The organism is Pseudoalteromonas sp. QJM3NY_22 (genome assembly GCF_056173065.1).
Genome location: NZ_JBWBTZ010000002.1, coordinates 21188 through 46226, shown reverse-complemented (window position 1 = coordinate 46226; position 25039 = coordinate 21188). Strand labels below are relative to the sequence as shown.

The window sequence follows — 25039 nt, the reverse complement described above, 5'->3', positions numbered from 1 at the left end:
TACCGATTAGCCCCGTTATTTAACGGGGCTTTTTTGTGTCAATATTTTTTCTATTTGCACTTTATAGTTGCATAGAGCTGATAACATTGGTTTTTTTTTACTACCAGTACTTTTCATGCCCCATGATTGGTTATACCAATCGAAGTCTCCGTAGGCGCTTTCATCCTCTCCGCAGGTAATTGTGCTTCCAGAAATTTCTTGATTGTGACCACGCTCTTCACAAAATTGATTTCCATTTGTAGAACCCACAAAAAACAGCTCTAAGCGCCCATTTATCCAAACCTGTGGTGCGTAATAGGTTGTTGCAGTATTTACCAATATACCTTGTTGCTGTTCCATATTTATTTCTGCGCGCTCAAAGGATACTTTTTCATTTTCTTTTAGCGTTATTGTGCTTGCTGAAAGCGTAGTATCTGCAAATACATTAAGTGATACTGAACTTAAAGTAAGTAGAGCAAGAGTGAATGTCTTCATTATCTTTTCCTTTAGTTGAATGTAGAATTACACAAAACATCTTTATTCAATGTGTCTATTAAGCGTGGTAAATATAAGTTTCAACAAGGTTAAGCTTTTATTAAAGTTTAAAATAAGCACTGCATGCCTTTGCATTTTTTACACTATGAAAAAAATTTGAGTTCTACTTTATTCACTAGTTTTAGGGGGCTGGTGGTGTTATTTTGACGTTAATGAAAATTAAATCTCACGCAATGAATTTAATTTTTAATGTATTAAGGCATCTTTTATGAACAAAACAGTGGAAAAAACAATGAAAAAAGTAGGATTAGTCGGTTGGCGTGGCATGGTAGGCTCCGTGTTATTAGAACGTATGCAGCAACAAAGTGATTTTGCCCATATCGACACTACCTTCTTCACCACCTCGCAAGCGGGTCAGTTAGGACCGGACATTGCAGGCGATGCAAAACCATTGCTTGATGCAAGTGACATTAGCGAACTTGCTAAAATGGATATTATTGTTACTTGCCAAGGCGGCGATTACACCAATTCCGTATATCCAAAACTTAGAGAATCTGGTTGGGATGGCTACTGGATTGATGCCGCTTCAGCACTTCGAATGAGTGACGATAGCATTATAGTACTGGATCCTGTAAACAAAGATGTTATTGAACAAGGCTTAGCGCAAGGCGTTAAAACGTTTGTGGGCGGTAACTGTACAGTATCGCTAATGCTACTTGCATTAGGTGGTTTATTTGAGCAAGACCTAATTGAATGGGTAAGCCCAATGACTTACCAAGCGGCGTCGGGCGCCGGTGCACGAAATATGAAAGAGCTTATTGCACAAATGGGCGCTATTCATGCAAGTGTCGCAGATAAACTAGATAACCCAAGCTCTGCTATTTTAGAAATTGATAAGATAGTAAGCGAAAAAATGGCTTCAAGTGATTTGCCACAAGACCAGTTTGGTGTGCCATTAGCAGGCAGTTTAATTCCGTGGATTGACGTACCTATGCCAAGCGGTCAGTCTAAAGAAGAATGGAAAGCGCAGGTTGAAGCCAATAAAATTTTAGGCTCATCTAAGCAGCCAGTGCCAATTGATGGTTTATGTGTACGTATTGGTGCAATGCGCTGTCACTCACAAGCAATGACCATTAAATTACGTGAAGATATTAGCGTAGAAAAAGTTGAAGAAATTTTAGCCTCGCATAATGAATGGGTTAAAGTTATTCCAAATGAGCGCGAAATTAGCGCTACTGACTTAACCCCAGTTAAAATAACGGGGACATTAAGTATTCCTGTTGGCCGTATTCGTAAATTAGCCATGGGCCCTAAATACATAAGCGCGTTTACAGTGGGAGATCAGCTGTTATGGGGCGCCGCAGAGCCATTGCGCCGCATGTTACGCATTATTATTGATGATGAGTAAACATTGTTAGTAAATTTTATTTTTCAGGGTTAGCAATTTGCTAACCCTTTTTATTTAACCTGCTTTACCAGTTTATAAATCGGGCTTTATAAACTGGTACATCATTTGCTGTAATTCCCATGTTAACCAGCTAACTACAACAAACCTTATAGAATACGTATTTTACTCGCATTATATGTACTGCTATTACAAAATTGCGTAGTTTTTACATGTTTAAAATACTGCTTTGTAGGTGGAAATAAAGGAAATTACAATGCGTTCATTTTTAAATTCATTACACCGTAAATGGTTCAACTTTCTTGTCGTAATTGTATTGCTGCTAATTACCCTCAGAATAGCTGCGCCTTATGCAGTGCAACAGTATGTAAATTACCAGCTAAAACATACGCAAGGTATTACGGGACATATAGGTGATGTAGATTTGTTTTTATATCGTGGCGCTTATGCCATTGACGATGTAGAAATTTACGCTACTAACGCAACCACAGCACCTAGACCTTTACTTGCGGTAAAAACACTTGATTTTTCACTTGCATGGTCGGCGCTTTTAAAAAGGAATCTGGTAACAAATATGGCTTTTATGCGCCCCGAAATTGTTATTTATGATAAAAACCCAAACGCAGCAGAGCAAAATCAACGTGTAAAAGATGAAACAACTTGGATCGGACTCGCCAACGATTTAGTGTTGTTCTCAATCGATACCTTAACTATTGAACAAGGTAAGTTGTCCCTAGTTAATGCAACTAGTCAGGGTGAAAAACCCACTTTTATATTAAATATTAATGCCAGAATTGAAAACATAACGAATGCGCAAAACCTATCAAAAACACTTGTGACTACTCTAAACGTAGAAGGTGCGTTAATGGGGTAGGCGGCATTAAGGCTTAATGGCAAATTAGACCCTTTTAGCAAGCACGCTAATTTTGATTTTAATGCAGAGGTACAGCGCTTTTCAGTTGAAAATTTAGACACTGTATTTAAAGTATATACACCGTTTGATATTGAAGCAGGGGGTATCGATGGCGCTATGGAACTTGTGGCTAAAGACAATAACTTAAATGGTTATGTAAAAGCAGGCGTTCAAAACTTGCGTGTTTTTTCGTGGCGCGAAGATATAGAAAAAGATGATGACGGCATATTTACTGCCATGTTTGAAGGCAGTGTTGATTTACTCGGCTCTATACTCGAAAACGATGAATCTAAACGTGTTGCTGCACGCATTCCTATTGAAGGTCAACTAGATAATACGGATGTTTCGACGAGTTATTGTCAAATCTGGTGTATGAGCTCATCTTGATGCTCTGTTTGATCTTGAGTTATTCTTTCGCCGTCTTTAAATTTTACCCCTGTAATTACTTCAGCCAGTAACTTAAACCCTCGCAAGCGGTACCATTTTTTCTCTGCCGACTGCGCGAGTTTAAAAACCATCATTAAGGTGGTTGTCCGGCTGCCACAACTCTTCACTTTATGCGTTCTCAGCCTTACCGTCGCAAACGTTGACTCTATCGGATTACTCGTTCTTATGTGCATCCAATGCTCAGCAGGATAATCATAAAATGCCAGCATTTCATCTTTATCCTTCATCAAGCAATCCGTCGCTTTTGGGTATTTGACTGAGTAATTTTTAACAAATAAATCATACGCTTTATAAGCAGAAGCTCGACTCTCTGCCATCCAGATATCTTGTAAATTCGCTTTGATTTTAGGTTGCATTGATTTCGGCACTTTGTTTAGCACATTCGCGATTTTATGCACCCAGCAACGTTGATGTTGGGTTGTTGGCCATACTTTGGTGAGGGCATTCCAAAACCCCAGCGCACCATCCCCTATGGCCAATTTTGGTGGTATTGTTAGACCCTGTGAGCGCAACTGATTTAACACTTCAGTCCAGCTCTGCTCAGACTCACGAACCCCGTCAACCACCGCCAATAGCTCCTTTCTGCCCGTTTCATCTACCCCCATAATTACCAGTAAGCACAGCTTATCATCCATTCGAATTTTACTGTAAATCCCATCGGCCCAGATATACACATATCGACGTTTAGCCAAGGAACGTTTAGACCACTGCTGATACTCCGTTTCCCAGGTGGATTTCAACCGAGAGACACTATTGGCCGACAAACCTTTGGCTTGCTCGCCTAAAAGAGACACTAAAGCGGGCTGCATATCACCCGTCGAAATTCCTCGTAAATAGAGCCATGGGATCAGCTCTTCGATATTTTTTGTCCGTTTCAGATAAGGCGGGATCAAGGCACTATTGAATTTAATGCCTTCCTTTTTTCGATCCCTGACTTTAGGTATTTTGACCTCAATATCACCAAGGCCTGTTTGGATCGTACGCTCAGGCTGGTGACCATTTTTGACGATCCGCTGAAGTCCCTCGACGGTCTCATGCTGGTATTGAGCCAATAAAACAGCCAACTCAGCCTCAATCGCTTGAGCTAACAACTGCTGCGCCCCGCTTTTAAGCAACTGCTCTAACGGATTGTCTGGTTTTTCAATGGAAATAACATTATCATTTTCAGTCATTGCGATGTCTCTCTGGTTAATTGTTGATCTGGTCAAGATCAATTAACAGATTACATCGCAATGACTTTTTCTCATACACCAGAAACGACTATAGCTCTGTTTCGACTTTCCAAGCTGTTATTTCTGTACTAAAAAACGCATTTTTTGATGCCTTTAGCATGAAGGTCGATAACGTCGTTTCTTTCGAAAACTCAAGTAATAGCGAACTTGCTAATAATGAAGGAGATTAAATTACTCTTATTAATTATTTAATAAAATCATGTTGATAGAATTTTAATAACGATTTATGTTAAACTGCTAACTTGAAACTTGTCTAAAGGATGTAGCGGTGGTAGGAAAAGATTTTTTTACAGATTTATTAGATAATACTAATACATTACGAGGAAAGGTTTTCGCTTTACTAATTCAATTCTTAATTATAGTTTCACTTGTTACTTTTTCTATCGATACATTACCTAATTTATCTGAAAATTTAAAATGGATTCTTTATCTTGTTGAAATAATTACAGTCGTTATCTTTTCTTTTGAGTACATACTAAGATGTTTGGTAGCTAAAAAAAAGTTAAAATTTATTTTTAGTTTTTATGGTTTAATTGATTTATTAGCTATCCTCCCTTTTTACCTATCTACTGGTTATGACTTACGATCTATTCGTATTTTTAGGCTCTTAAGGTTAGTTAGAATTTTAAAGTTATTTAAATATAATCAAGCAATTAAACGTTTTCATAGAGCGTTAGTAATAGCTAAAGAAGAACTAATTCTTTTTGGTTTTGTTGCTGCTATTATGCTTTATTTATCTGCTGTAGGTATTTACTACTGCGAAAGTGATGCTCAACCAGAACAATTTAGTTCTGTATTTCATTCTCTTTGGTGGTCCGTAACAACTTTAACTACGGTTGGGTATGGCGATATGTATCCGGTTACTGTCGGAGGGAAAATATTTACATTCTTTATTCTAACAATAGGTCTTGGTATTGTTGCTGTACCGACCGGGTTACTAGCATCAGCATTGTCAGAAGCGCGGAAACAAGATTTTGAGGACTGATATAGAGTATTTATGTCGTTAGCTGGCAATTGTTAGCATCGCTACATAAAAATAATAGTAGAACCTTTGAAAATTAAAATTTTAGGACGCTAATATACAATAATATTTTAACGCTTTTTCGATATCGAAAGTGTAAGGAAATTTAATGTTTATCAATAAACTAAAAAACAGCGCATTACTTATTATCGGATTTTGTATTTTGGCTGGTTGCAGCTCTGATGCACGTTTTCACGAAGTTCAATCTGCACGTCTTGATGAGTGCAACTATAAAGCGGATAAAGAATATTACGAATGCTTAAATAAACAGGACTCTAATTACGAAGAGTTTAAAAAGCAGCAGCAAGCCCAGACTAAATAAGTAGCGCTAGTACATTTATGACTAAAACTCAGAAACAACGCGATAAGCAAATTCGCTCAGTATTGACTATTGCGTGTGAAACAATAAAAGAAACCGTATTTGGCTTTCACTATTTAACGCATTCAGTGGATTTAAATAACGAAACAAACACGTTAAAAGTGCAGTGCTTTTTTAATGATGATATAGCTCTTGAAAGTGCAAAACCCCAGCTTGACGAATTAAAAGATATTATACTAAATCAGCTAGCAAGTATTAAACTGAATATTAAACCAGCACACATCTTATTTTTCGCCAATTAATAGTGGTTTAGTTGGTTTGACAGCACAGTGATGTTTATAATTACATAAATTACTTTAAAGGTTTCAATTATGGCCGTTCCTACGCGTTCGCAAATTTCACCAGGCATAACAGTAAATATTGTATTAAAAGAAGATCAACGCAGCGGTACATTAACCGAAGGTGTTGTTGAGCGTCTTTTAACAAAATCACCAAATCACCCGCACGGTATTAAAGTACGTTTAGAAGATGGTCAAGTTGGCCGAGTAAAAGAGATTTTATAATGGCAGCGTTAACAGAACAGGCTTTTTGGGAATTAGTAACCACGCCTGATTTAGGGCTCGATCCGCAAAGTGTGAGCGATAACCTAAAAACTAAACTTAATGATTTAAGCGATCAACACCTTATTGATTTTGATAAGCACTTTGGCATACATATGCGCAAATGCTTTACCTGGGATTTGTTTGGCGCTGCCTTTGTGATGGCTGGGTGTAATGACGATTACGGTTTTAGCGAGTTTAGATGTTGGTTAATTTCTCGCGGTAAAACAGTATTCGAAAACGCCTTAGAAAATGCTGACTCGATAGCGCAGTGTACACCTGTTTATTACTTAAACGAGCAGCCTTATCCGTATATTGATGAGTATGATTTAATAGCCGGTTTATTATTTGAAGAGCGTAACGAAGACGAATTGCCGTTTATTCCATCAGGCAGCGATGAACCCAAAGGTAAACGTTTTAAAGACAAACCTAAGTTTTTAAAGCAAAGCTACCCTTTATTATTTGCAAAGTACTGGCAATAAAATAAACAGTAATTTTTGTACTACCTAAACAATTTAATGAGTCCAATTTCTCCTTACAAGTAAGCGCATTGATATAAATCGTTTTGTTGTTTAAGTACGTATTAACTAAAGTACTTAACAGCAAAATGGTTTGTAATGCAGTATCTAGGAGGAATCTTTGTGGATTTAAACGTATTCAATCTAGAGGGATTTAATTGCGGCACGAGGTTTGTAACCTAGTGAGCTCGGTAATTGCTTCTGCGTTACCTTATTGGCTTATACACATGTAAGAAGAGCTATAGTCGTTTCTGGTGTATGAGAAAAAGTCATTGCGATGTAATCTGTTAATTGATCTTGACCGGATCAACAATTAACCAGAGAGACATCGCAATGACTGAAAATGATAATGTTATTTCCATTGAAAAACCAGACAATCCGTTAGAGCAGTTGCTTAAAAGCGGGGCGCAGCAGTTGTTAGCTCAAGCGATTGAGGCTGAGTTGGCTGTTTTATTGGCTCAATACCAGCATGAGACCGTCGAGGGACTTCAGCGGATCGTCAAAAATGGTCACCAGCCTGAGCGTACGATCCAAACAGGCCTTGGTGATATTGAGGTCAAAATACCTAAAGTCAGGGATCGAAAAAAGGAAGGCATTAAATTCAATAGTGCCTTGATCCCGCCTTATCTGAAACGGACAAAAAATATCGAAGAGCTGATCCCATGGCTCTATTTACGAGGAATTTCGACGGGTGATATGCAGCCCGCTTTAGTGTCTCTTTTAGGCGAGCAAGCCAAAGGTTTGTCGGCCAATAGTGTCTCTCGGTTGAAATCCACCTGGGAAACGGAGTATCAGCAGTGGTCTAAACGTTCCTTGGCTAAACGTCGATATGTGTATATCTGGGCCGATGGGATTTACAGTAAAATTCGAATGGATGATAAGCTGTGCTTACTGGTAATTATGGGGGTAGATGAAACGGGCAGAAAGGAGCTATTGGCGGTGGTTGACGGGGTTCGTGAGTCTGAGCAGAGCTGGACTGAAGTGTTAAATCAGTTGCGCTCACAGGGTCTAACAATACCACCAAAATTGGCCATAGGGGATGGTGCGCTGGGGTTTTGGAATGCCCTCACCAAAGTATGGCCAACAACCCAACATCAACGTTGCTGGGTGCATAAAATCGCGAATGTGCTAAACAAAGTGCCGAAATCAATGCAACCTAAAATCAAAGCGAATTTACAAGATATCTGGATGGCAGAGAGTCGAGCTTCTGCTTATAAAGCGTATGATTTATTTGTTAAAAATTACTCAGTCAAATACCCAAAAGCGACGGATTGCTTGATGAAGGATAAAGATGAAATGCTGGCATTTTATGATTATCCTGCTGAGCATTGGATGCACATAAGAACGAGTAATCCGATAGAGTCAACGTTTGCGACGGTAAGGCTGAGAACGCATAAAGTGAAGAGTTGTGGCAGCCGGACAACCACCTTAATGATGGTTTTTAAACTCGCGCAGTCGGCAGAGAAAAAATGGTACCGCTTGCGAGGGTTTAAGCTACTGGCTGAAGTAATTACAGGGGTAAAATTTAAAGACGGCGAAAGAATAACTCAAGATCAAACAGAGCATCAAGATGAGCTCATACACCAGATTTGACAATAACTCATGTAAGAATAAGTAATAGTCGAGCAAAGCTTCCGCTAGCTGCTCACGCCTTGGTTCCTGAATACGACTTCTCTCCTTTTATAGTAAATCTCTGTTATAGTTGTTAAAAGTTATAAAAGCTAAGTGATTAGGCATTTTGCTATTATTTAACACGCTGACTCACGAGGATACACCCACGAAATGAAATATTTAACACTCGCTTTATTAACTGTCGCTTTTACAAGTGCAAATGCTTTTTCTGAGCCGAGTAATAAAACACGATTTATACCGCTTTTAAAGTCAAAATTGGGAGCCTACGAAGTTGTGTCGGCCAATTCTGGATTATGTGTTAATAGTAATTTGAGTTTGACAGATGAAAGTGATGCAAGTGCGGGTTTTAAACTAGGTAAGCAAATTATATTTGGGTCGCTCCACAATGGTACCCGAACCATTAAAAAACCAAACTTTTGTTTTATAACCAGCACACTTAAATATAAAAGTGATGGCCTTGAAAACGGTTTAAGAATGAGCCGTTGTGAAGATGCAATAAACGAAAAAACAATTAGCCAAAGTATCCAATTTTTAGCTGATAACACACTAAAGTACACATTGAGCAAACCCAGTGTAGAGTGCACATTTAAAAAAGCAGATGAAAGTAAATAAAGCATCTAGTAAGTAGTAAGTAGCAAATCATTCGCAGTATATTTTAGGGATATCGCGCCAACGCGTGGTGTACTGCGGCGACAAAAAATCACGGTTCATGTGCCACCGGTCATTTAATTTACTACTAGCTAAACTAAGCATTCCTTTCCCATACCGTGTATTTATAGCATCTAGGCAACTCATTAATTGTGGGTTGTCAGTACGTTGGTTAAACAAATCACTTTGTTGAAATTGCTGTGACGTAAGTTCTAAAGCGCCTACACCACACTTGTAAAACCTAACTGCAGGTTGGTATATTTGATCAAATACCTCAGATACAGCATTAGCCATCACGCAGGTGTCGTTAGTGGGTGAGGGGAACTTATACACAAACGACTTTTTATAATATCTATTTTCGTGCGCGCCACTGGCTGCAAAAATATAAAGCTGGTGAGTGAGCGAACGTTGCGCTCTTAGTTTATTAGCCACTGTGGTTACATGGTTAATTAGCGCCGTTTTAAGGGCTGTTGGCTCACATATGCGCTCTCCAAAACTACGGGTCGAAAAAACCTCTCGCTTGTCTTGTCGTACATCATCCCAGTTTAAACATGTTATCCCGTTAAGCTCGCTTACTGTACGTTCAACAACCACACTAAATGCACGGCGCATTGCTTTAGGGTTTTGCTGAGCAAGATCCCAAGCGGTGTGTATATTCATTATTTTAAGCTTTTTAGCTAGTCGCCGGCCTATTCCCCACACATCTTCGCAGCTCATTCTCTGTAAAATAGCTTGGCGAGTTTGCTCGCTATTTATTACTGCTACACCATTAAAACCACTGAGCTTTTTAGCGGCGTGGTTAGCAGCTTTTGCTAAAGTAGGGGTTGGGCCAAAACCTACACCTACAGGAAGCTTCGTTTCGCGCCACACTGTGCGCCTTATTGTATGGCCGTATTGGTGCCAGTCTTTAATTAATGATGTGTAGCCATTAAAGTGCAAAAACGATTCATCAATACTGTATATGTGTTGTGTATCGCAAAAGCGGCCAATAATATTCATCATTTTGTCGCTTAAATCAGCATAAAGCTCGTAATTGCTAGAACGAATAACAACGTTGTTTTGCTCAAGTAAATGTTTAACTTTAAAGTACGGGCCAAATTTAGGAATATTTAAGCGCCGAGCAATAGGGCAAATAGCGCATACACAGCCATCGTTATTAGTAAGTACAACCACGGGTTTGGATCGAATAGCAGGGTCGAATACTTTTTCGGCACTGGCATAAAATGACACAGCATCAACTAAGGCATACATTTTAGTAACTCTGGGCTTTGCCTGTGCATTCTTATTGATAGCGTTACTACGCCTTCGAGCTGAAACTCGTCTGCAGAGGTTAGTTGTACAGGCTTATGTAAAGAGGAAGCTGAAAGCAGCCGCGCATTGGTTTTATCAAGCAGTTTGCATACAAAAAGACCATTTAAGTTAGCAACAATAACGTCACCATTTTTTACCGGCTCTGCACGGTCGATAACTAATAAGTCACCTTCAAAAATTCCGACTTCTTGCATAGAGTTACCCGATGCAATACCAATAAACGTAGCATCTGGATGTTTTATTAAAAGCTCATCAAGGGTTACACCTAGCTCGGTGTACTGCGCTGCGGGTGATTCAAAACCACACACGCCTGCTTCTATATAAATGGGAATGACAAACATAACACGACCTAAAACGCATATACTGTATAAGTGTACAGTATATGCGTTTTGTGTAAGTTATGCCAAGAATGTATGGCTGATCAATCCATGTTTTTGATCATTTGTTGTGCGGTATCTAAAAAGTCTTTGATTTGTTGAGGGTTTAAGTTTTTACACATTTGATTATTTATTTTTTGCTCTGAGGCTAATAACTTATCAAAAAGAACTTTACCTTGCTCTGTGAGCGATAAAATAAAGCAGCGTTTATCGTGCTCACTCGCCTGTTTATTAATTAAATTTAAGCCAATAAGATCTTTAATTAAACGTGCTATTTGCGCTTTATCGCGCTGCGTTTTAGTAACAATATCGTTAGCCGTACAGTTATTTACGTTCGCGATAATATGTATGCAGCGTACGTGCATAGCATTAATACCAAGTTCGCCTGCGTTAATTGCTTCTCGAATTGTTACACGGTAATTTTGCATTAATTCAAACAGCGTATTTGATAAAGGTGTATCCATAGAACTCTCAATATAGTTGACAAAGTCAATTAACTTGTTATAGTTGATTTTATCAACCAATGGGGCGTTGTGCAATGCCTGCTTTTTATAGCAGGTTGGTATTAAAGTCTAAGTTTTGTAAAACGAGGTAATACATGAGTAAACAAGTTCGCAAAGCCAACGTATTAAGTACAGAGCAAATCACACCGCATTTACAGCGCATTGTTGTAGGCTCTGAAGATTTTAACGACTTAACCTCACAGTACATTGGTAACTATGTAAAAGTACTATTTCCAAAAGATGGTGAAGTAGATTTTAACTTAAAAACAGCCTGTATGCGATCATACACAATAAGGCATGTAGATGCACAAACAGGCGCGCTAACACTTGATTTTGTTATAAATATGCACCAAGGCCCTGCAACTGACTGGGCTAAAATTGCAAAAGTAGGCGACGAGTTAGGTATTGCAGGTCCTGGCCCTAAAAAGCTAGATAATTATGAGCATTCGCATTATGTATTGCTCGGCGATTTAACATCGGTAAATGCAATAAAAGGGTATGTACAGCAATTACCTTTAATTTCAAAAATTGATGCCTTTGTACATGTACCCACCGAAAAAGATATTATTGATTTAGAAACAAGCCGCGATGTTAATTGGCTTGTTACCGACAACGCTGACGAAGCGCTACTTAGCGCGCTTCAAAATTTGCACATTACAGCAGAGCCTCCCATTGTATTTATGGCATTGGAAGCTGGGCTTGTTCGTAGGGCAAAAACATTGTTAACAGAGCAATTTAATATACCGCGCGGTAATATTGTTTCCTCAGGATATTGGAAAAAAGGCGTGGATTCAGAAGGCTATAAAAAGCAGCGCCAACGTGATGCACAGCTTGCCTGAATACCTTAGAGCAAAATAACATATACCTATTTTGCTTTAATACCTCTGCCTAACTTGAATTGACCTAATAGCAGACCCATTTAAGTGTTTTATGCTAATGATGTAATCCATTATTAGCATGCATTTTTAGGAGCTGCTATTTTGTTAAATTCCATTCCTTTTTCGTTATTAGAACTTGCCCCCATGATCAAAGGGGACAGCGTTACTAACACTCTTCATAAAAGTACTAAATACGCTCAACGTGCTGATGAGCTTGGCTTTAACCGTTTTTGGCTTGCTGAGCATCATAATATGCCAGGTATAATTTGTGCGGCCACTTCAATTTTGGTTGGTCACATTGCAGGTAATACCAAAAAGATACGCGTTGGATCGGGCGGTATTATGCTGCCAAACCACTCACCTTTAGTTGTTGCTGAACAATTTGGTACGTTAGAGAGCTTATATACAGGGCGAATAGATTTAGGGCTAGGGCGTGCCCCTGGTAGCGACCCTGTAACGAGTCGTGCATTAAACAACGATATGAGCCGTGCAGAAAACTTCCCAGGTGAAGTAACTGAGCTGCAAACATTGTTAGGTCCTTACAATGGTACGCATCCTATACGTGCTATACCGGGGGAGGACACAAACGTGCCTATTTGGTTATTAGGTTCGAGTTTATTTAGCGCGCAACTAGCGGCGCAAAAAGGGTTACCGTACGTATTTGCAGGGCATTTTGCACCGCGCTTTGTGCACGAGGCAATAGCGCTGTATAAGCGCGAATTTAAAGCATCAAGCGTACTTGATAAGCCATACGTAATGCTTGCACTGCCTTTAGTGGCAGCAGACACCGACGATGAAGCGCAATACTTGTCGACTACTTCTAAGCAACGTGTACTCGAACTTATACGCGGTAATGAGCTGTGGTTAAAACCACCCGTTGAAAGTATGGACGGGTTATGGAGCGAACAAGAACGCGCTCATGTAGAGAACTTTTTAAGTCTAAGCGTAGTAGGCGGACATGTAAGTATTAAACACAAGTTAGAGATGATAGCTAAACAGCTAGAAGTTGATGAGTTTATATTTACCAATGATGTATTCGATAGTGAAAAACGCCACCGTGCACTCGAAATTTTAATGGAAATAAAGCACTAAAATATAGTTAGTTAAGCAAGCGTACACTCTGGGCTTGTTAACATACAGACATCATCAAAAGTTAAACTTTTTTAACTCATTTTATTAACTTTAAGTGATGTCTGTATTTGTTATTTAAATATTCAAAGTAAATTTGATTGCTATTTTTAGTACATATTTTACTTTATATACCGTTCTGTTTTTTCAATTGAACTGATTTAAACAATCAATTTTAAGATATCACTTTTGTTTTTTATGATGTAGCTATTAAACCAGACATCATAAAATTAAAGGCAGGTACACCGTGAACTCTCTAAACACCGCAACAGCTAATTCAGTTAACAAAACAGCGCAGCCAAAAGTTGCTCTGATTGCTGAAGGTGGCGGGCAGCGAGGGATATTCACAGCTGGCGTACTTGATGCTTGGTTAGAGCAAAGCTATGACCCTTTTGATTTATTTATTGGTACTTCAGCGGGTTCGCAAAACTTAACTAGCTACTTAGCGCGCCAAAAAGGCTACGCTAAACGCCTGATCAGAGGGCTTTCGCGTAATAAGCGTTTTTTTCAGCTTGGTCGCGGATTAGTGGGTAAGCATATAGTTGATTTAGATTGGTACTTTGACAAAACCACCGAAGTAAACAGAGCTATAGATTTCAAAACAGCGAAAACTAGTTTAGGTGAGCGTGAACTACTTATAACAGCAACAAATGCACGAGACAGAAAAGCTTATTACTTATCGCCTACAGGTGATAGTGGTCAATGGCGTGATTTGTTAAAGGCTTCTAGCGCACTTCCGTTTTTATACAAACAAGGTGTAAAGTTAACACCTTGGTTAAACGCAAAAGCGGCTAACGAAATACACCTTGCTGAAGAGCAAGCACAGAGCGACTTTTATCTAGACGGCGGTTTAGCAGCACCACTACCCGTGCGTGAAGCTTACAACCGAGGCGCTCGTAAAATTGTGGTAATAAGAACAGTTGACGCAAATTTTCAAGCGCAATCTGCATGGGTACAAAAGCTAAGAACACTTGCTATTGCATCAGGTTATTGTCCAAAAACATTGGACTACTTAATACAGCACGAAAAAGCGTATTTAGATGAGCTTGAGTTTATTGCAAATCCACCAAGTGATGTGGAAATAATACAAATTTTTGCAGACGAAAAACTGCATAGCAAATTATTAGGTAGTTCAAATAACGATTTACGTTTTGATCATAAATTAGGCTTGGCTGCAGGTCGATCTTATTTAGCGCAGCAAAGCCAATTTGAGATCAGCAATACGCATAATTACTCACAAAGCGAGTATCGTTACAATTAAGCCAATCGGATACCCAAATCATGAATAATACTGGAACTTGAAGTTGCAGTATTATTCATTCCAAAATTTTTAAATTGAAATATTGAAATATTGAAAATAACTTAAGTTGATGAAAGTAATATGCTTGTTTCACTATTTAAAATACCGTCAATTTCACGTACTTGCCTTAACACTCCATCAAACTCACTTAAATTTGCAGCTTGAAGCTCTGCAACTAAATCCCATGCACCATTGGTGGTGTGTAATTTTATAAGCTCGGGTATTCCGCGCATTGTTTTAATAACTTGTGAGGTAGATTTACCAACGACTTCTATCACATAATTGCGCGCACGGCTTCTGTTTCTATGTGTTCGTGAACCCGTACAGTAAACCCTAATATAGCGCCTGAGCTAACTAATCTATCTAACCTATTTTGCACTGTCCCGCGTGATACATTTAAAGAACCGGCTAAAGCTGAAATAGAAGCGCGGCCGTCTTTTCGTAATTCTGCTATTAAAGCATTATCAAGAGAGTCATAAATATAGGGGGTCATAAATCAAACCTTTAAAGAAGTTACTGACTAAAATACATAAATTGTACATAATTGCATAGCAAAATGATAAAAAATAGTACTATTTGTGTAATTAATTGCCATATTAAATAGCACGTAGCCTCGTTAAACTTGTTTTAAATTAACTAATACATTTATTCAAGAGGTTTCAACATGAGTCATTTTATAGCACAGCCAAAACAAGGCGTTCCATTTGTTAGCGTTCAGGCAATGGCTAAGCTTATAAATAGCTTAGGGGTCGAAAACGTTTTGCTAGATCTAACACATAAATTAGAAACCGACTTTGCCCGTTGGACGGAGTTTGATAAGTCACCTCGCTATGCAGCACACTCACCAGAGGGTGTAATAGAGCTAATGCCAGTGAGTGATGGCCAAATGTTCAGCTGTAAATATGTAAATGGTCACCCAAAAAACACCTTTAGAGAACTTCAAACAGTCGCTGCATTTGGTATTTTAGCCGATGTAAATAGTGGCTATCCGGTTATGATAAGCGAAATGTGTTTACTAACAGCACTACGTACAGCCGCAACTTCTGCAATGGTAGCTAAATATTTAGCGCCTAAAAACTCAACAACCCTTACTTTAATAGGCAATGGTGCTCAATCAGAGTTTCAGGCACTCGCTTTTAAAGCGGTACTAGGTATTACGCATATTCGTTTATACGATATAGATAAAAGCGCCTCTAAAAAAGCATTTGCTAATTTAAGTGCATGCGGATTAAACGTGACTATTTGTAATAGTGTACAAGAGGCAGTAAAAGGGGCAGATATTATCACTACCTGTACTGCTGATAAAACTAACGCCACTATTTTAACAAATGACATGATCCCACAAGGTGTGCACATTAATGCCATAGGTGGTGATTGCCCAGGTAAAACAGAGTTAGATGCTAGATTGCTTGAGCGTGCTAATGTATTTGTTGAGTACGAGCCGCAAACTCGAATAGAGGGCGAAATTCAACAAATGAGTCCAAGCTTTACAGTAACTGAGTTTCATAAAGTTATTAATAAGCAGTCGCTTGGGCGTACTAGCCAAGATGAATTAACCATTTTTGACGGCGTTGGCTTTGCGAGCGAAGACTTTACAGCACTGGTATTTATACGCGATGAGTTAATTAAAACGGGCGAGTTTGCTTTGCTTGATTTAATTACACAACAAGCGGACCCTCGTAATTTATTTTCAGTGCTTAGTGATCAACCATTAGTAAAAGAGCACGTGGCATGAGCGAAGTAAACCAAGCCCCCAGAGCTGTAGTGATGGTAAGGCCGCATCACTTTACATCTAACCCCCACACAATGCTCGATAACGCATTTCAAAGTGAATGTTTAGCACAAAATCAAAGTGAACAAGCATTTAAAGAAGTGACTAATGCCGTACAAATATTAAAAAATGAAGGGGTAACAGTTCACCTTTTTGAAGATGAGCAAACACACACTCCCGATTCAGTTTTTCCTAACAATTGGTTTTCAACTCATCAAAGTGGCCAATTAATAATCTATCCAATGTTTGTAGAAAACAGAAGGTTAGAATATCGAAAAGATATTATTGATTTTTTAACGGATCACTATAAAGTGTCTTCAGTGACTGATTATTCATTTTTATCGAAAGAAAATTCATTTCTTGAAGGCACTGGTTCACTGGTTATCGATCATCAAAATAAACTCGCTTACGCGGTAGAATCAAAAAGAACTACCAAGTCGGTGGTTAATACAATATGTGAGCAATTAAAACTATCACCCATAGTGTTTAACGCATATGACGAGCAAGGAACTGCGGTTTATCACACTAATGTTTTAATGTGTATTGCTACAAAATTTGTAATGATCAGTTTAAATATGGTGCCAATTAATCAACGTGCACAGTTAGCTAAACATTTTTTAAAAAGCCATCACCAAGTTATCGATTTAACGCTTGAGCAAATTAATAACTTTTGTGGCAATGCTATTGAGCTACAAGGTAAAAATGGTCGTATTTTAGCGTTATCGCAAACTGCGTTTAATGCACTTACACCGGCACCAATAACAGTTATACAAAAAACGGCTAAGCTTGTGCCATTAACTATACCTACTATTGAGTCGGCTGGTGGTTCAGTTAGGTGCATGATTGCAGGAGTTCACTTGCAAAATAAATAATGTATAGTTTTAAGGCAGCTTAGCTGCCTTATTTGCATTAAATTTTTAGTCGATGTCGCAAGCAAATGCCGTTATACCCAAAACAGAGTATTAATATAAAAAATATAAGAAGGAATTAGCAATGTTCGATACCGTCGTCAAAAGCGTAAACAACCTTTTATGGGGAGAAGGGCAAGTACTTATTTATATACTCTTGTTTACGGGGGTATGGTTTTCAGTACGACTAAAAGCAATTCAAATACTTAAATTTAAACATATGTTTAGCCTTTTAAAAGGCAGTAGCAAATGTAAAAAAGACGACATTTCATCATTTCAAGCGTTGTGTACAGGGCTTTGTGCGCGGGTCGGTACCGGTAATTTAGCCGGTGTGGCGGTTGCAATTTCACTTGGCGGCAGCGGCGCTATATTTTGGATGTGGGTTATAGCCATATTGGGTATGGCTACAGGCTTTGCCGAAAGTGTACTTGGGCAAGTATATAAAGTGCGTGATAGTGGCGGCGAGTTTAGAGGCGGCCCTGCATATTATATTCAACAAGGTTTGGGTAGCCGGGCGTTTGCCGTTGTGTTTGCCGCGTGTTTATTTTTAGGTTACGGCTTTACGTTTAGCGCAATGCAAACGAACACAATTACCGACGCACTTAATTACGCGTTTGAAGTTCCTACATTTTATTCAGGCCTAGTTATTACAGTACTAGCAGGCTCAATTATACTCGGTGGCTTTAAAGCAATTGCCCGATTTGCAGAGCTTGTTGTGCCAATAATGGGCATTGTGTTTGTACTTGCCGCCGTTATTATTACGATTATAAATTTCACGCAAGTACCCGCCATGCTTAAAGATATATTTTTATCAGCGTTTGGTTTACAAGAAGCAGGCGCCGGTGCAATGGGCGCTGCGATTAAAAACGGTATTCAACGTGGTTTATATTCTAATGAGGCCGGTGCAGGTAGTGTGCCGCATGCTTCAGCAAGTGCCAGCCCAATTCCTAATCACCCAGTAACGCAAGGTTACATACAAATGCTAGGCGTATTTTTCGATACAATCGTACTGTGTAGCTGTACCGCGGTGATCATTTTATTAGCCGATATAGACATAAGCGGTGAAATGGAAGGCATTCGTTTAACACAAAGCGCGATGACCGCTCATTTAGCACAAGGTGGTGTTTATTTTGTCGCAGCTGCTATTACCTTATTTGCTTTTACATCGGTAGTGGCAAACTACGCCTATGCAGAGAGCAACTTGCACTTATTTAAACTCGACAACAAAGTAGGGCGCGGTATTTACACTTTGCTTTATTTATCAATGATGTTGTGGGGCGCGTCGGCCACATTAAAAGAAGTCTGGGATTTAGCCGATATTGCCTTAGGGTTAATGACAGTGGTTAACGTTATCGCTATTATACTGTTAACGCCGACTATTTTGTCTGTCACGAGCGATTACCACGCACAAAGAGACAAAGGTTTAGAGCCCGAATTTAAAGTAAAAGATGTAAAAGTACAGGGCAAATGCGAAGATGGCATTTGGGACTAATTCAGCACACTTAACTATAAAAAGCGGTTTTATGGCAACATAAATCCGCTTTTTACTTTGCATAAATATTCACTTTCAGTATTGTAAAAATAACTGAAGCAACCAAAATAAAAGGCATTATTTTTTAGATGATCGAGATTCACGCAGGGAAAACAGCGGCTAAAATTATTAACGAACAGGGCTTTAAACCTGAACTTTTCACCTCTTTTTTAGGTGCAAGTGGCGGTCCTAAATGGTTTACATTATTTGGCTTAGATAAATATATTTTTGGTGAATTTTTTAAAAACCGCACCCAACCACTTAATTTAATTGGCTCATCTGCCGGCGCTTTTCGATCTGCATGTTTTGCACAAAGCGATCCCGTTGCTGCCATTGAGCGACTAGCAAAATCGTATTCGCAAACCCGATATTCAAGTAATAAACCAACACCAAATGAAATAACAATAAAAGCGCGCGCATTACTTGAAGATGTTTTTGGCGATAACGGCGTAACCGAAATTATAAATAACCCAATATTTAAAGCGCACTTTATAGTAGCAAAATCGAATGGCTTCATTGCCAGCGAAAATAAACTTATACAACTACTGGGCTTGTCAAAAAGTTACATGCTTAACCGCGTTAACCGAAAATTATTAGGCTCACAGTATGAGCGTTTTATATTTGGCCCAGCAACAAGTGACTTATCAATTACCGACAGCTACAATTTTAAAACGCAAAACATAGCGCTTACTCAAAATAATTTAAAAGATGCATTACTTGCATCGGGCTCTATACCACTTGTTATGCAAGGCATAAAAAATATTGCAGGCTCGCCGCAAGGAATAGAGTTATTGTCAAATCTGGTGTATGAGCTCATCTTGATGCTCTGTTTGATCTTGAGTTATTCTTTCGCCGTCTTTAAATTTTACCCCTGTAATTACTTCAGCCAGTAACTTAAACCCTCGCAAGCGGTACCATTTTTTCTCTGCCGACTGCGCGAGTTTAAAAACCATCATTAAGGTGGTTGTCCGGCTGCCACAACTCTTCACTTTATGCGTTCTCAGCCTTACCGTCGCAAACGTTGACTCTATCGGATTACTCGTTCTTATGTGCATCCAATGCTCAGCAGGATAATCATAAAATGCCAGCATTTCATGATTATCCTTCATCAAGCAATCCGTCGCTTTTGGGTATTTGACTGAGTAATTTTTAACAAATAAATCATACGCTTTATAAGCAGAAGCTCGACTCTCTGCCATCCAGATATCTTGTAAATTCGCTTTGATTTTAGGTTGCATTGATTTCGGCACTTTGTTTAGCACATTCGCGATTTTATGCACCCAGCAACGTTGATGTTGGGTTGTTGGCCATACTTTGGTGAGGGCATTCCAAAACCCCAGCGCACCATCCCCTATGGCCAATTTTGGTGGTATTGTTAGACCCTGTGAGCGCAACTGATTTAACACTTCAGTCCAGCTCTGCTCAGACTCACGAACCCCGTCAACCACCGCCAATAGCTCCTTTCTGCCCGTTTCATCTACCCCCATAATTACCAGTAAGCACAGCTTATCATCCATTCGAATTTTACTGTAAATCCCATCGGCCCAGATATACACATATCGACGTTTAGCCAAGGAACGTTTAGACCACTGCTGATACTCCGTTTCCCAGGTGGATTTCAACCGAGAGACACTATTGGCCGACAAACCTTTGGCTTGCTCGCCTAAAAGAGACACTAAAGCGGGCTGCATATCACCCGTCGAAATTCCTCGTAAATAGAGCCATGGGATCAGCTCTTCGATATTTTTTGTCCGTTTCAGATAAGGCGGGATCAAGGCACTATTGAATTTAATGCCTTCCTTTTTTCGATCCCTGACTTTAGGTATTTTGACCTCAATATCACCAAGGCCTGTTTGGATCGTACGCTCAGGCTGGTGACCATTTTTGACGATCCGCTGAAGTCCCTCGACGGTCTCATGCTGGTATTGAGCCAATAAAACAGCCAACTCAGCCTCAATCGCTTGAGCTAACAACTGCTGCGCCCCGCTTTTAAGCAACTGCTCTAACGGATTGTCTGGTTTTTCAATGGAAATAACATTATCATTTTCAGTCATTGCGATGTCTCTCTGGTTAATTGTTGATCTGGTCAAGATCAATTAACAGATTACATCGCAATGACTTTTTCTCATACACCAGAAACGACTATAGCTCCAAGGAATATATCGCGATGGCGGAATAATTGATTACCACTTTGATTTAAAAATTAATAACCCAGGACTTATTTTATATCCGCATTTTAATTCAGAGCCAAAAGCAGGGTGGTTCGATAAAAATTTAAAACGTAAAGTATCACCACTTAATTACGATAATGTGGTGATGATCACTCCATCAAAAGAATTTATAGCAAGCTTACCTTACGGAAAAATCCCAGACAGAAACGACTTTACCGATCTCGATGCAGATACACGTATAAAATACTGGAATACTGTTTTTAGTGAAACTGAGAAATTGGCTGAGACGTTTGACAAGAAATTAAATAACTTAAAGTTTGATATTAAATAGTATTGGTAATTTACACTGAATGAAAACTTTAGAATTATTGTTCTATAGCAAATTGAGGTGGATATGAACTATAAGCCCATAAATTACGGTCTGCTATTAATAATAAAAGGGCAGAAAGCCCTTTTATTTTAGTGTATTAATTTAGAAATAATATTGTCGAAATGATAACTGTTGTACAAATTAAGCACTTTCATAAAGCGCTCTTTATTTATTTTTTATTACTTTCTTAAATTGTTTTTTACCAACTAATTCGGGATTTTCCTCATCTATTTTCGGCTCGTTAGAACTTACTACTACAGTTGACCAGTTAGTCTTGCCCGTAGATTTATTGCCCTTGATATAATTCTTAGTAATTTTATTTTCCATTATCAATCCTTTGATTTTTTAACTTTTTTGAATTTTTTCAGTTCTTCATCTGTTAAGAGTGGAGCATCGGGATCATCTTTTGCATTTTCCTCGATCTCACCTTCAGTCATTTTTTTTAGGCGCTCGTAGTCAGTCTTTCCATCTACAGAGTCATCTTTGTTTCTTTTAATATGAGTTTCTGACATAAATTTATCTCGCTTTCATACTTTGATACACAACACGTTCTTTTTGACTGGCAGTTCTAGCAGAAATCATTCGCCTTGAAGTACCACTTTTTCTCCATGTATAGACAACCATTAAAACACCGAGCTTAGCTTCTCCAATAACTTGTATCCGCTCTTCACCATAATCATTACGGTCATCTATAGCTTCAATTCTTTCATCATCATCAAATATAGTCACAGCATCATTGAAATCGATACCATGCTTATCTATATTTTTACTATTTTTATTATCATCCCATTCAAATAACACAACTATTTCCTTGTTAGTAAGTAATGATTAAAATCACTAAATTTTATTTTTCTAAAACACATACTGTTTTTGTATATATAATTTAGACATCTTTATAATTTTCCCATTTTTAGTTTCAATACGCAAATAACAAATATGTTTCAGAAAGTAACTTACCAAAAGTATATTTTTTCTGTTTAGGTGTAAATACTTAGATTCAGCCCATAGATTACGGTACGTAATATATAAGAAAGGGCTAAAAGCCCTTTTTTATTAATAGCTTAGGGTTTCTGTCGGGTGTGACAGCTTGACCTAGTTGTTACCTTTGAGATTAATAGTTGTAGTAGACATGCTTGGTGGTTTTGAAGCTCTTTCGCATGCTCCTTCCATCATTAATTTATTTCTGTCGGTATTTGAGGAGTTATATTGCCCTCTCCAGAATGAGCAAATTTCATTGTTCGTTCTCTGGGCATTCCTTATCACTGCTTCTCTTTGGGCGTTTTGCCTACTGATAATTTGATTACGTTTTTTTTCTTTCAAAGCTTGAGTTTGAGCTCTAATTGCTGCACTTTTAGCCTCTAACCTAGATTGCTTCATAGCTGAACTTGCAGCATCAGCAACAAGTTTTATTTTATATAAATCAACAGCTTCATCGACCCCCCAAATTGTTAAACCAGCAAGAGTAAGTGAGAAGTATAGTTTTAAATAGTTTAATTCCATTTAGCTTCCTGTCCTTTCAGATATTTCACCAATAATATTAAGTAATTGGTCTTGTAAGTCAGATAAATAATTATCCTGTGTTTTATGATTTTCCTTAAGGGTTTTGTACATATACTCTGATTTTCTAGCAGACCACTTATAACGATGAACCAACTGAACATCAGATGGTTTAACTTCGCCCCAAGGTGTACTCATTGTATGATCATCTACAGAAATTTTACAGTCAGCCCATGCTCCAGTAGCAGGTAAATAACCTCGATAAATAATAGCTGTTAGTTTTTCCACTGGGAGACTGGCTTTACCTGATTTCACATAGCGCCTTACTTGCCTTTCACTTACGCCCAGTTCTTTGGCACCTTTTGCATAATCATAGCCAAATAAAGAAAGAAACTGTTTATGAAATTCTGATTTAAACATTGTGATTTTTACTCCTTTTAAAAAAATCACAATGGTTAATCATTATCTAACTCCGAATAGGTTTATCAGGGGCGCAAGCGCGGTATCGAGTAACTAAGGGCAGGGGTTGCGCTTCGCTTAGTTACGACCGATTTACTCTAATGCTAAATTAATATTTGTGTACGGTCTACATGGCTAAAGCCATCAGTGTATTAAACAGCCTTTTTCATACGGCCAGTTGTAATACTGCGAGCCATAAAAGGTATATGGTCAGGATTATCAATTAAAAACTCTATCATCTGCTTTATCTCAATTTCTGAGTTATCAGGTATCCAAAGGGTTACTTTTTTTAACCCTTTGCCTTTTTGCTTTTGTTCGTACTTTTGATTTCTAGTCATAATGTCACCAGTGACGGGTTGTTAATTGAGTTGTATTGCCAGAGTCGCAAGGCCACCTCCCGCAAGCGGGTCCCTCCTCGCTACTCTGTCAATTCTCTTGGTGCTTCATCAAAAACGCCCACTTTCGGAGAATCACAAGTTAAGAAGTCATGGTATTTTTTATAACTTATTTCTATAACACAACTGGAACGAACAACAACGGCATAGCCAGCAAGTATCAAATCACGTAACGACAAGTCAAAAATATGCTGACCATTTTGGCTTGCGCTTAAATAATAATTCTTGGTTAATTTTCCCAGCTCCATGTATTCACCCCAGCCAGCAATATGAAGACCGACTTTATAAAATGGATGCTTTTTCTCTTCAGCTTCAATTTCTTTTTCGCGTTGCTGAATAATTTTTTCAGCCTCTTTTTGCTTAGCTAAATACTCTGGAGGTAAAACAATATTTTGCACTGGAGCAGCTGCTAAATTGTATCCTGGTCTAGCTCCAGAGCTAGATTGAAATTCACTATTACTTACAATTGCTTGCGTTGATTTTTTTGTTTCAATTTCGTTTTCAGACTGTTTTTTAAATCCCAAATAAAGTAAAAAAATGGCGAGTATAAAAAACACAACAGAGCCTTTAATAAACCAATTGTCGTACCATTTTTTTATATCACTTGGTGCTGCTTCTTTTACTGATTGATCGCTTTTAGTATGAGACTTATAAAACTTAAAATATTTCTTTTCATACTCTCGCTCATGAGTTGCAACAACAGTTGCATTGGTAGCGCCCGAGCCATCGTGAACTTTCAGTATGTATTTATCATCTTGGCCCATCATAGACTTTTTAATAGCGCGATAATGATTTGATATTAAATCCCTAATATCCCTATCAACTTTCCTAAAGTTTTGAGTTATCAGCATAATGTCAAAACCATAATGACGATGCATATCATAAAATTGCTTAACCTCCTTATCACAACCGCCACTAGGTAAAGCTAGGTGACATTCATCTATAAAAAAATAAACTCGGTTGCCCTGCTCGTTCTTCCAGTCTTCATATTGTAAGTAATGTTCTTTTTTAGAAAATGGACGTTGACCGCCATAATTATGAAATTCACCGTCAACAACTTCAATTAAAGCACGGCAATACTCACCATAAACAGCACAAAAATGGTCAACGTCTAAAGGTAAATTAGTAACAACTTTTCGTTTATGCTCAGTAACAGTGGGGATAATATGCCTAACAACAGCTTCATAACTCTTGCCCCCGCCCGTTCTTCCTGATATGCCGTGAATCATTTT

At 38.5% G+C, this 25039-nt stretch carries 27 protein-coding genes and 5 pseudogenes; 18 read left to right on the top strand and 14 right to left on the bottom strand.

Annotation, left to right across the window (positions count from 1 at the left end; all coding sequences use genetic code 11):
- Positions 1-15: 15 nt before the first annotated feature.
- Complete coding sequence (locus tag AC0VZ4_RS20545; RefSeq protein ID WP_475441985.1) at positions 16-474, bottom strand: hypothetical protein; 459 nt, start codon at positions 472-474, stop codon at positions 16-18.
- Positions 475-742: 268 nt separating this feature from the next.
- Between AC0VZ4_RS20545 and asd the strand changes: the two genes are divergently transcribed.
- Positions 743-1882: an aspartate-semialdehyde dehydrogenase gene (asd, locus tag AC0VZ4_RS20540; RefSeq protein ID WP_475441984.1), complete on the top strand. Its 1140-nt coding sequence runs from the start codon at positions 743-745 to the stop codon at positions 1880-1882.
- Positions 1883-2135: 253 nt separating this feature from the next.
- A pseudogene (locus tag AC0VZ4_RS20535) lies at positions 2136-3143 on the top strand (DUF748 domain-containing protein); the annotation flags it as partial.
- Between the two features lie 8 nt (positions 3144-3151).
- Here AC0VZ4_RS20535 and AC0VZ4_RS20530 read toward each other — a convergent pair.
- Positions 3152-4411 carry an IS256 family transposase gene (locus tag AC0VZ4_RS20530; RefSeq protein WP_475439694.1) on the bottom strand — a complete coding sequence of 420 codons (1260 nt, stop codon included), beginning with the start codon at positions 4409-4411 and terminating at the stop codon, positions 3152-3154.
- An 86-nt stretch (positions 4412-4497) separates the two neighbouring features.
- On the opposite strand from AC0VZ4_RS20530, the pseudogene AC0VZ4_RS20525 reads away from it, so the two are divergent.
- The 8 genes and pseudogenes from AC0VZ4_RS20525 to AC0VZ4_RS20490 all read left to right on the top strand — a co-directional run.
- Positions 4498-4641 (top strand): annotated as a pseudogene (locus AC0VZ4_RS20525) (DUF748 domain-containing protein); the annotation flags it as partial.
- A gap of 98 nt (positions 4642-4739) precedes the next feature.
- On the top strand, positions 4740-5456 hold the full coding sequence (locus tag AC0VZ4_RS20520) for an ion transporter (protein WP_008139024.1): 717 nt from the start codon (positions 4740-4742) through the stop codon (positions 5454-5456).
- A gap of 145 nt (positions 5457-5601) precedes the next feature.
- On the top strand, positions 5602-5814 hold the full coding sequence (locus tag AC0VZ4_RS20515) for a hypothetical protein (RefSeq protein WP_007377590.1): 213 nt from the start codon (positions 5602-5604) through the stop codon (positions 5812-5814).
- A gap of 17 nt (positions 5815-5831) precedes the next feature.
- The gene (locus AC0VZ4_RS20510; RefSeq protein ID WP_007377589.1) at positions 5832-6113 is read left to right on the top strand and encodes a hypothetical protein; all 282 of its coding nucleotides are present in this window, start codon (positions 5832-5834) and stop codon (positions 6111-6113) included.
- A gap of 69 nt (positions 6114-6182) precedes the next feature.
- Positions 6183-6374, top strand: coding sequence for a YwbE family protein (locus tag AC0VZ4_RS20505; RefSeq protein ID WP_007377588.1), 192 nt, complete (start codon positions 6183-6185; stop codon positions 6372-6374).
- A complete protein-coding gene (locus AC0VZ4_RS20500) occupies positions 6374-6892 on the top strand; it encodes a DUF4240 domain-containing protein (protein ID WP_007583221.1) in 519 nt (172 codons plus the stop codon). The genes AC0VZ4_RS20505 and AC0VZ4_RS20500 overlap by 1 nt, the downstream gene beginning before the upstream one ends.
- Before the next feature lie 369 nt (positions 6893-7261).
- A complete protein-coding gene (locus AC0VZ4_RS20495) occupies positions 7262-8521 on the top strand; it encodes an IS256 family transposase (RefSeq protein ID WP_475439694.1) in 1260 nt (419 codons plus the stop codon).
- A 189-nt stretch (positions 8522-8710) separates the two neighbouring features.
- Entirely contained in the window at positions 8711-9172 is a 462-nt protein-coding gene (locus AC0VZ4_RS20490) for a hypothetical protein (RefSeq protein WP_475441983.1), read from the top strand.
- Between the two features lie 27 nt (positions 9173-9199).
- Here the strand turns inward: AC0VZ4_RS20490 and AC0VZ4_RS20485 are convergent, their stop codons facing one another.
- The 3 genes from AC0VZ4_RS20485 to AC0VZ4_RS20475 form a co-directional block, all read right to left on the bottom strand.
- Positions 9200-10459 (bottom strand): Y-family DNA polymerase, encoded by a 1260-nt coding sequence (locus AC0VZ4_RS20485; RefSeq protein ID WP_475441982.1) that lies wholly within the window; start codon positions 10457-10459, stop codon positions 9200-9202.
- Positions 10447-10860, bottom strand: a complete 414-nt coding sequence (locus AC0VZ4_RS20480) for a S24 family peptidase (protein WP_007377584.1) — start codon at positions 10858-10860, stop codon at positions 10447-10449. Before AC0VZ4_RS20480 ends, AC0VZ4_RS20485 begins: the two co-directional genes overlap by 13 nt.
- A gap of 80 nt (positions 10861-10940) precedes the next feature.
- A complete protein-coding gene (locus AC0VZ4_RS20475; RefSeq protein WP_475441981.1) occupies positions 10941-11360 on the bottom strand; it encodes a MarR family winged helix-turn-helix transcriptional regulator in 420 nt (139 codons plus the stop codon).
- A gap of 134 nt (positions 11361-11494) precedes the next feature.
- On the opposite strand from AC0VZ4_RS20475, the gene AC0VZ4_RS20470 reads away from it, so the two are divergent.
- The 3 genes from AC0VZ4_RS20470 (at position 11495) to AC0VZ4_RS20460 (ending at position 14666) form a co-directional block, all read left to right on the top strand.
- Entirely contained in the window at positions 11495-12238 is a 744-nt protein-coding gene (locus tag AC0VZ4_RS20470) for a siderophore-interacting protein (RefSeq protein ID WP_475441980.1), read from the top strand.
- 141 nt (positions 12239-12379) lie between these two features.
- Positions 12380-13369, top strand: coding sequence for an LLM class flavin-dependent oxidoreductase (locus AC0VZ4_RS20465; protein ID WP_475441979.1), 990 nt, complete (start codon positions 12380-12382; stop codon positions 13367-13369).
- Between the two features lie 283 nt (positions 13370-13652).
- Positions 13653-14666, top strand: a complete 1014-nt coding sequence (locus AC0VZ4_RS20460; protein WP_475441978.1) for a patatin-like phospholipase family protein — start codon at positions 13653-13655, stop codon at positions 14664-14666.
- 101 nt (positions 14667-14767) lie between these two features.
- Here the strand turns inward: AC0VZ4_RS20460 and AC0VZ4_RS20455 are convergent.
- Positions 14768-15198, bottom strand: a pseudogene (locus AC0VZ4_RS20455) (Lrp/AsnC family transcriptional regulator).
- Between the two features lie 171 nt (positions 15199-15369).
- On the opposite strand from AC0VZ4_RS20455, the gene AC0VZ4_RS20450 reads away from it, so the two are divergent.
- From AC0VZ4_RS20450 to AC0VZ4_RS20435, 4 genes and pseudogenes are all read left to right on the top strand, one after another.
- Positions 15370-16440 carry an ornithine cyclodeaminase gene (locus AC0VZ4_RS20450; protein WP_475441977.1) on the top strand — a complete coding sequence of 357 codons (1071 nt, stop codon included), beginning with the start codon at positions 15370-15372 and terminating at the stop codon, positions 16438-16440.
- Positions 16437-17348 carry a citrulline utilization hydrolase CtlX gene (ctlX, locus tag AC0VZ4_RS20445; protein WP_475441976.1) on the top strand — a complete coding sequence of 304 codons (912 nt, stop codon included), beginning with the start codon at positions 16437-16439 and terminating at the stop codon, positions 17346-17348. The genes AC0VZ4_RS20450 and ctlX overlap by 4 nt, the downstream gene beginning before the upstream one ends.
- Before the next feature lie 121 nt (positions 17349-17469).
- Positions 17470-18876, top strand: a complete 1407-nt coding sequence (locus tag AC0VZ4_RS20440; protein ID WP_475441975.1) for an alanine/glycine:cation symporter family protein — start codon at positions 17470-17472, stop codon at positions 18874-18876.
- Between the two features lie 128 nt (positions 18877-19004).
- Positions 19005-19700 (top strand): annotated as a pseudogene (locus AC0VZ4_RS20435) (patatin-like phospholipase family protein); the annotation flags it as partial.
- 9 nt (positions 19701-19709) lie between these two features.
- Here AC0VZ4_RS20435 and AC0VZ4_RS20430 read toward each other — a convergent pair.
- Positions 19710-20969, bottom strand: a complete 1260-nt coding sequence (locus AC0VZ4_RS20430) for an IS256 family transposase (RefSeq protein WP_475441974.1) — start codon at positions 20967-20969, stop codon at positions 19710-19712.
- A gap of 97 nt (positions 20970-21066) precedes the next feature.
- Here AC0VZ4_RS20430 and AC0VZ4_RS20425 point away from each other — a divergent pair.
- Positions 21067-21417, top strand: a pseudogene (locus AC0VZ4_RS20425) (patatin-like phospholipase family protein); the annotation flags it as partial.
- A gap of 204 nt (positions 21418-21621) precedes the next feature.
- Here AC0VZ4_RS20425 and AC0VZ4_RS20420 read toward each other — a convergent pair.
- From AC0VZ4_RS20420 to AC0VZ4_RS20390, 7 genes are all read right to left on the bottom strand, one after another.
- Entirely contained in the window at positions 21622-21783 is a 162-nt protein-coding gene (locus AC0VZ4_RS20420; RefSeq protein WP_008139000.1) for a hypothetical protein, read from the bottom strand.
- Between the two features lie 2 nt (positions 21784-21785).
- Positions 21786-21968, bottom strand: coding sequence for a hypothetical protein (locus AC0VZ4_RS20415; protein ID WP_008138997.1), 183 nt, complete (start codon positions 21966-21968; stop codon positions 21786-21788).
- A gap of 4 nt (positions 21969-21972) precedes the next feature.
- Entirely contained in the window at positions 21973-22257 is a 285-nt protein-coding gene (locus AC0VZ4_RS20410; RefSeq protein ID WP_475441973.1) for a BrnT family toxin, read from the bottom strand.
- Between the two features lie 291 nt (positions 22258-22548).
- The gene (locus AC0VZ4_RS20405; protein ID WP_475441972.1) at positions 22549-22956 is read right to left on the bottom strand and encodes a hypothetical protein; all 408 of its coding nucleotides are present in this window, start codon (positions 22954-22956) and stop codon (positions 22549-22551) included.
- Entirely contained in the window at positions 22957-23373 is a 417-nt protein-coding gene (locus AC0VZ4_RS20400) for a hypothetical protein (protein WP_475441971.1), read from the bottom strand.
- A gap of 191 nt (positions 23374-23564) precedes the next feature.
- On the bottom strand, positions 23565-23750 hold the full coding sequence (locus tag AC0VZ4_RS20395; RefSeq protein ID WP_475441970.1) for a hypothetical protein: 186 nt from the start codon (positions 23748-23750) through the stop codon (positions 23565-23567).
- A gap of 80 nt (positions 23751-23830) precedes the next feature.
- On the bottom strand, positions 23831-25036 hold the full coding sequence (locus AC0VZ4_RS20390) for a zonular occludens toxin domain-containing protein (RefSeq protein WP_475441969.1): 1206 nt from the start codon (positions 25034-25036) through the stop codon (positions 23831-23833).
- Positions 25037-25039 lie beyond the last annotated feature (3 nt).

What these genes read in the sequence shown, in the direction of transcription:
- AC0VZ4_RS20400 (WP_475441971.1), bottom strand. Translation starts at nt 23,373, where the DNA reads ATGTTTAAATCAGAATTTCATAAACAGTTTCTTTCTTTATTTGGCTAT.
- AC0VZ4_RS20530 (WP_475439694.1), bottom strand. Translation starts at nt 4,411, where the DNA reads ATGACTGAAAATGATAATGTTATTTCCATTGAAAAACCAGACAATCCG.
- AC0VZ4_RS20405 (WP_475441972.1), bottom strand. Translation starts at nt 22,956, where the DNA reads ATGGAATTAAACTATTTAAAACTATACTTCTCACTTACTCTTGCTGGT.
- AC0VZ4_RS20450 (WP_475441977.1), top strand. Translation starts at nt 15,370, where the DNA reads ATGAGTCATTTTATAGCACAGCCAAAACAAGGCGTTCCATTTGTTAGC.
- AC0VZ4_RS20500 (WP_007583221.1), top strand. Translation starts at nt 6,374, where the DNA reads ATGGCAGCGTTAACAGAACAGGCTTTTTGGGAATTAGTAACCACGCCT.
- AC0VZ4_RS20495 (WP_475439694.1), top strand. Translation starts at nt 7,262, where the DNA reads ATGACTGAAAATGATAATGTTATTTCCATTGAAAAACCAGACAATCCG.
- AC0VZ4_RS20440 (WP_475441975.1), top strand. Translation starts at nt 17,470, where the DNA reads ATGTTCGATACCGTCGTCAAAAGCGTAAACAACCTTTTATGGGGAGAA.
- ctlX (WP_475441976.1), top strand. Translation starts at nt 16,437, where the DNA reads ATGAGCGAAGTAAACCAAGCCCCCAGAGCTGTAGTGATGGTAAGGCCG.
- AC0VZ4_RS20515 (WP_007377590.1), top strand. Translation starts at nt 5,602, where the DNA reads ATGTTTATCAATAAACTAAAAAACAGCGCATTACTTATTATCGGATTT.
- AC0VZ4_RS20510 (WP_007377589.1), top strand. Translation starts at nt 5,832, where the DNA reads ATGACTAAAACTCAGAAACAACGCGATAAGCAAATTCGCTCAGTATTG.
- AC0VZ4_RS20485 (WP_475441982.1), bottom strand. Translation starts at nt 10,459, where the DNA reads ATGTATGCCTTAGTTGATGCTGTGTCATTTTATGCCAGTGCCGAAAAA.
- AC0VZ4_RS20390 (WP_475441969.1), bottom strand. Translation starts at nt 25,036, where the DNA reads ATGATTCACGGCATATCAGGAAGAACGGGCGGGGGCAAGAGTTATGAA.
- AC0VZ4_RS20415 (WP_008138997.1), bottom strand. Translation starts at nt 21,968, where the DNA reads ATGTCAGAAACTCATATTAAAAGAAACAAAGATGACTCTGTAGATGGA.
- AC0VZ4_RS20395 (WP_475441970.1), bottom strand. Translation starts at nt 23,750, where the DNA reads ATGACTAGAAATCAAAAGTACGAACAAAAGCAAAAAGGCAAAGGGTTA.
- AC0VZ4_RS20545 (WP_475441985.1), bottom strand. Translation starts at nt 474, where the DNA reads ATGAAGACATTCACTCTTGCTCTACTTACTTTAAGTTCAGTATCACTT.
- AC0VZ4_RS20420 (WP_008139000.1), bottom strand. Translation starts at nt 21,783, where the DNA reads ATGGAAAATAAAATTACTAAGAATTATATCAAGGGCAATAAATCTACG.
- AC0VZ4_RS20480 (WP_007377584.1), bottom strand. Translation starts at nt 10,860, where the DNA reads ATGTTTGTCATTCCCATTTATATAGAAGCAGGCGTGTGTGGTTTTGAA.
- AC0VZ4_RS20475 (WP_475441981.1), bottom strand. Translation starts at nt 11,360, where the DNA reads ATGGATACACCTTTATCAAATACGCTGTTTGAATTAATGCAAAATTAC.
- AC0VZ4_RS20430 (WP_475441974.1), bottom strand. Translation starts at nt 20,969, where the DNA reads ATGACTGAAAATGATAATGTTATTTCCATTGAAAAACCAGACAATCCG.
- AC0VZ4_RS20490 (WP_475441983.1), top strand. Translation starts at nt 8,711, where the DNA reads ATGAAATATTTAACACTCGCTTTATTAACTGTCGCTTTTACAAGTGCA.
- AC0VZ4_RS20470 (WP_475441980.1), top strand. Translation starts at nt 11,495, where the DNA reads ATGAGTAAACAAGTTCGCAAAGCCAACGTATTAAGTACAGAGCAAATC.
- asd (WP_475441984.1), top strand. Translation starts at nt 743, where the DNA reads ATGAACAAAACAGTGGAAAAAACAATGAAAAAAGTAGGATTAGTCGGT.
- AC0VZ4_RS20505 (WP_007377588.1), top strand. Translation starts at nt 6,183, where the DNA reads ATGGCCGTTCCTACGCGTTCGCAAATTTCACCAGGCATAACAGTAAAT.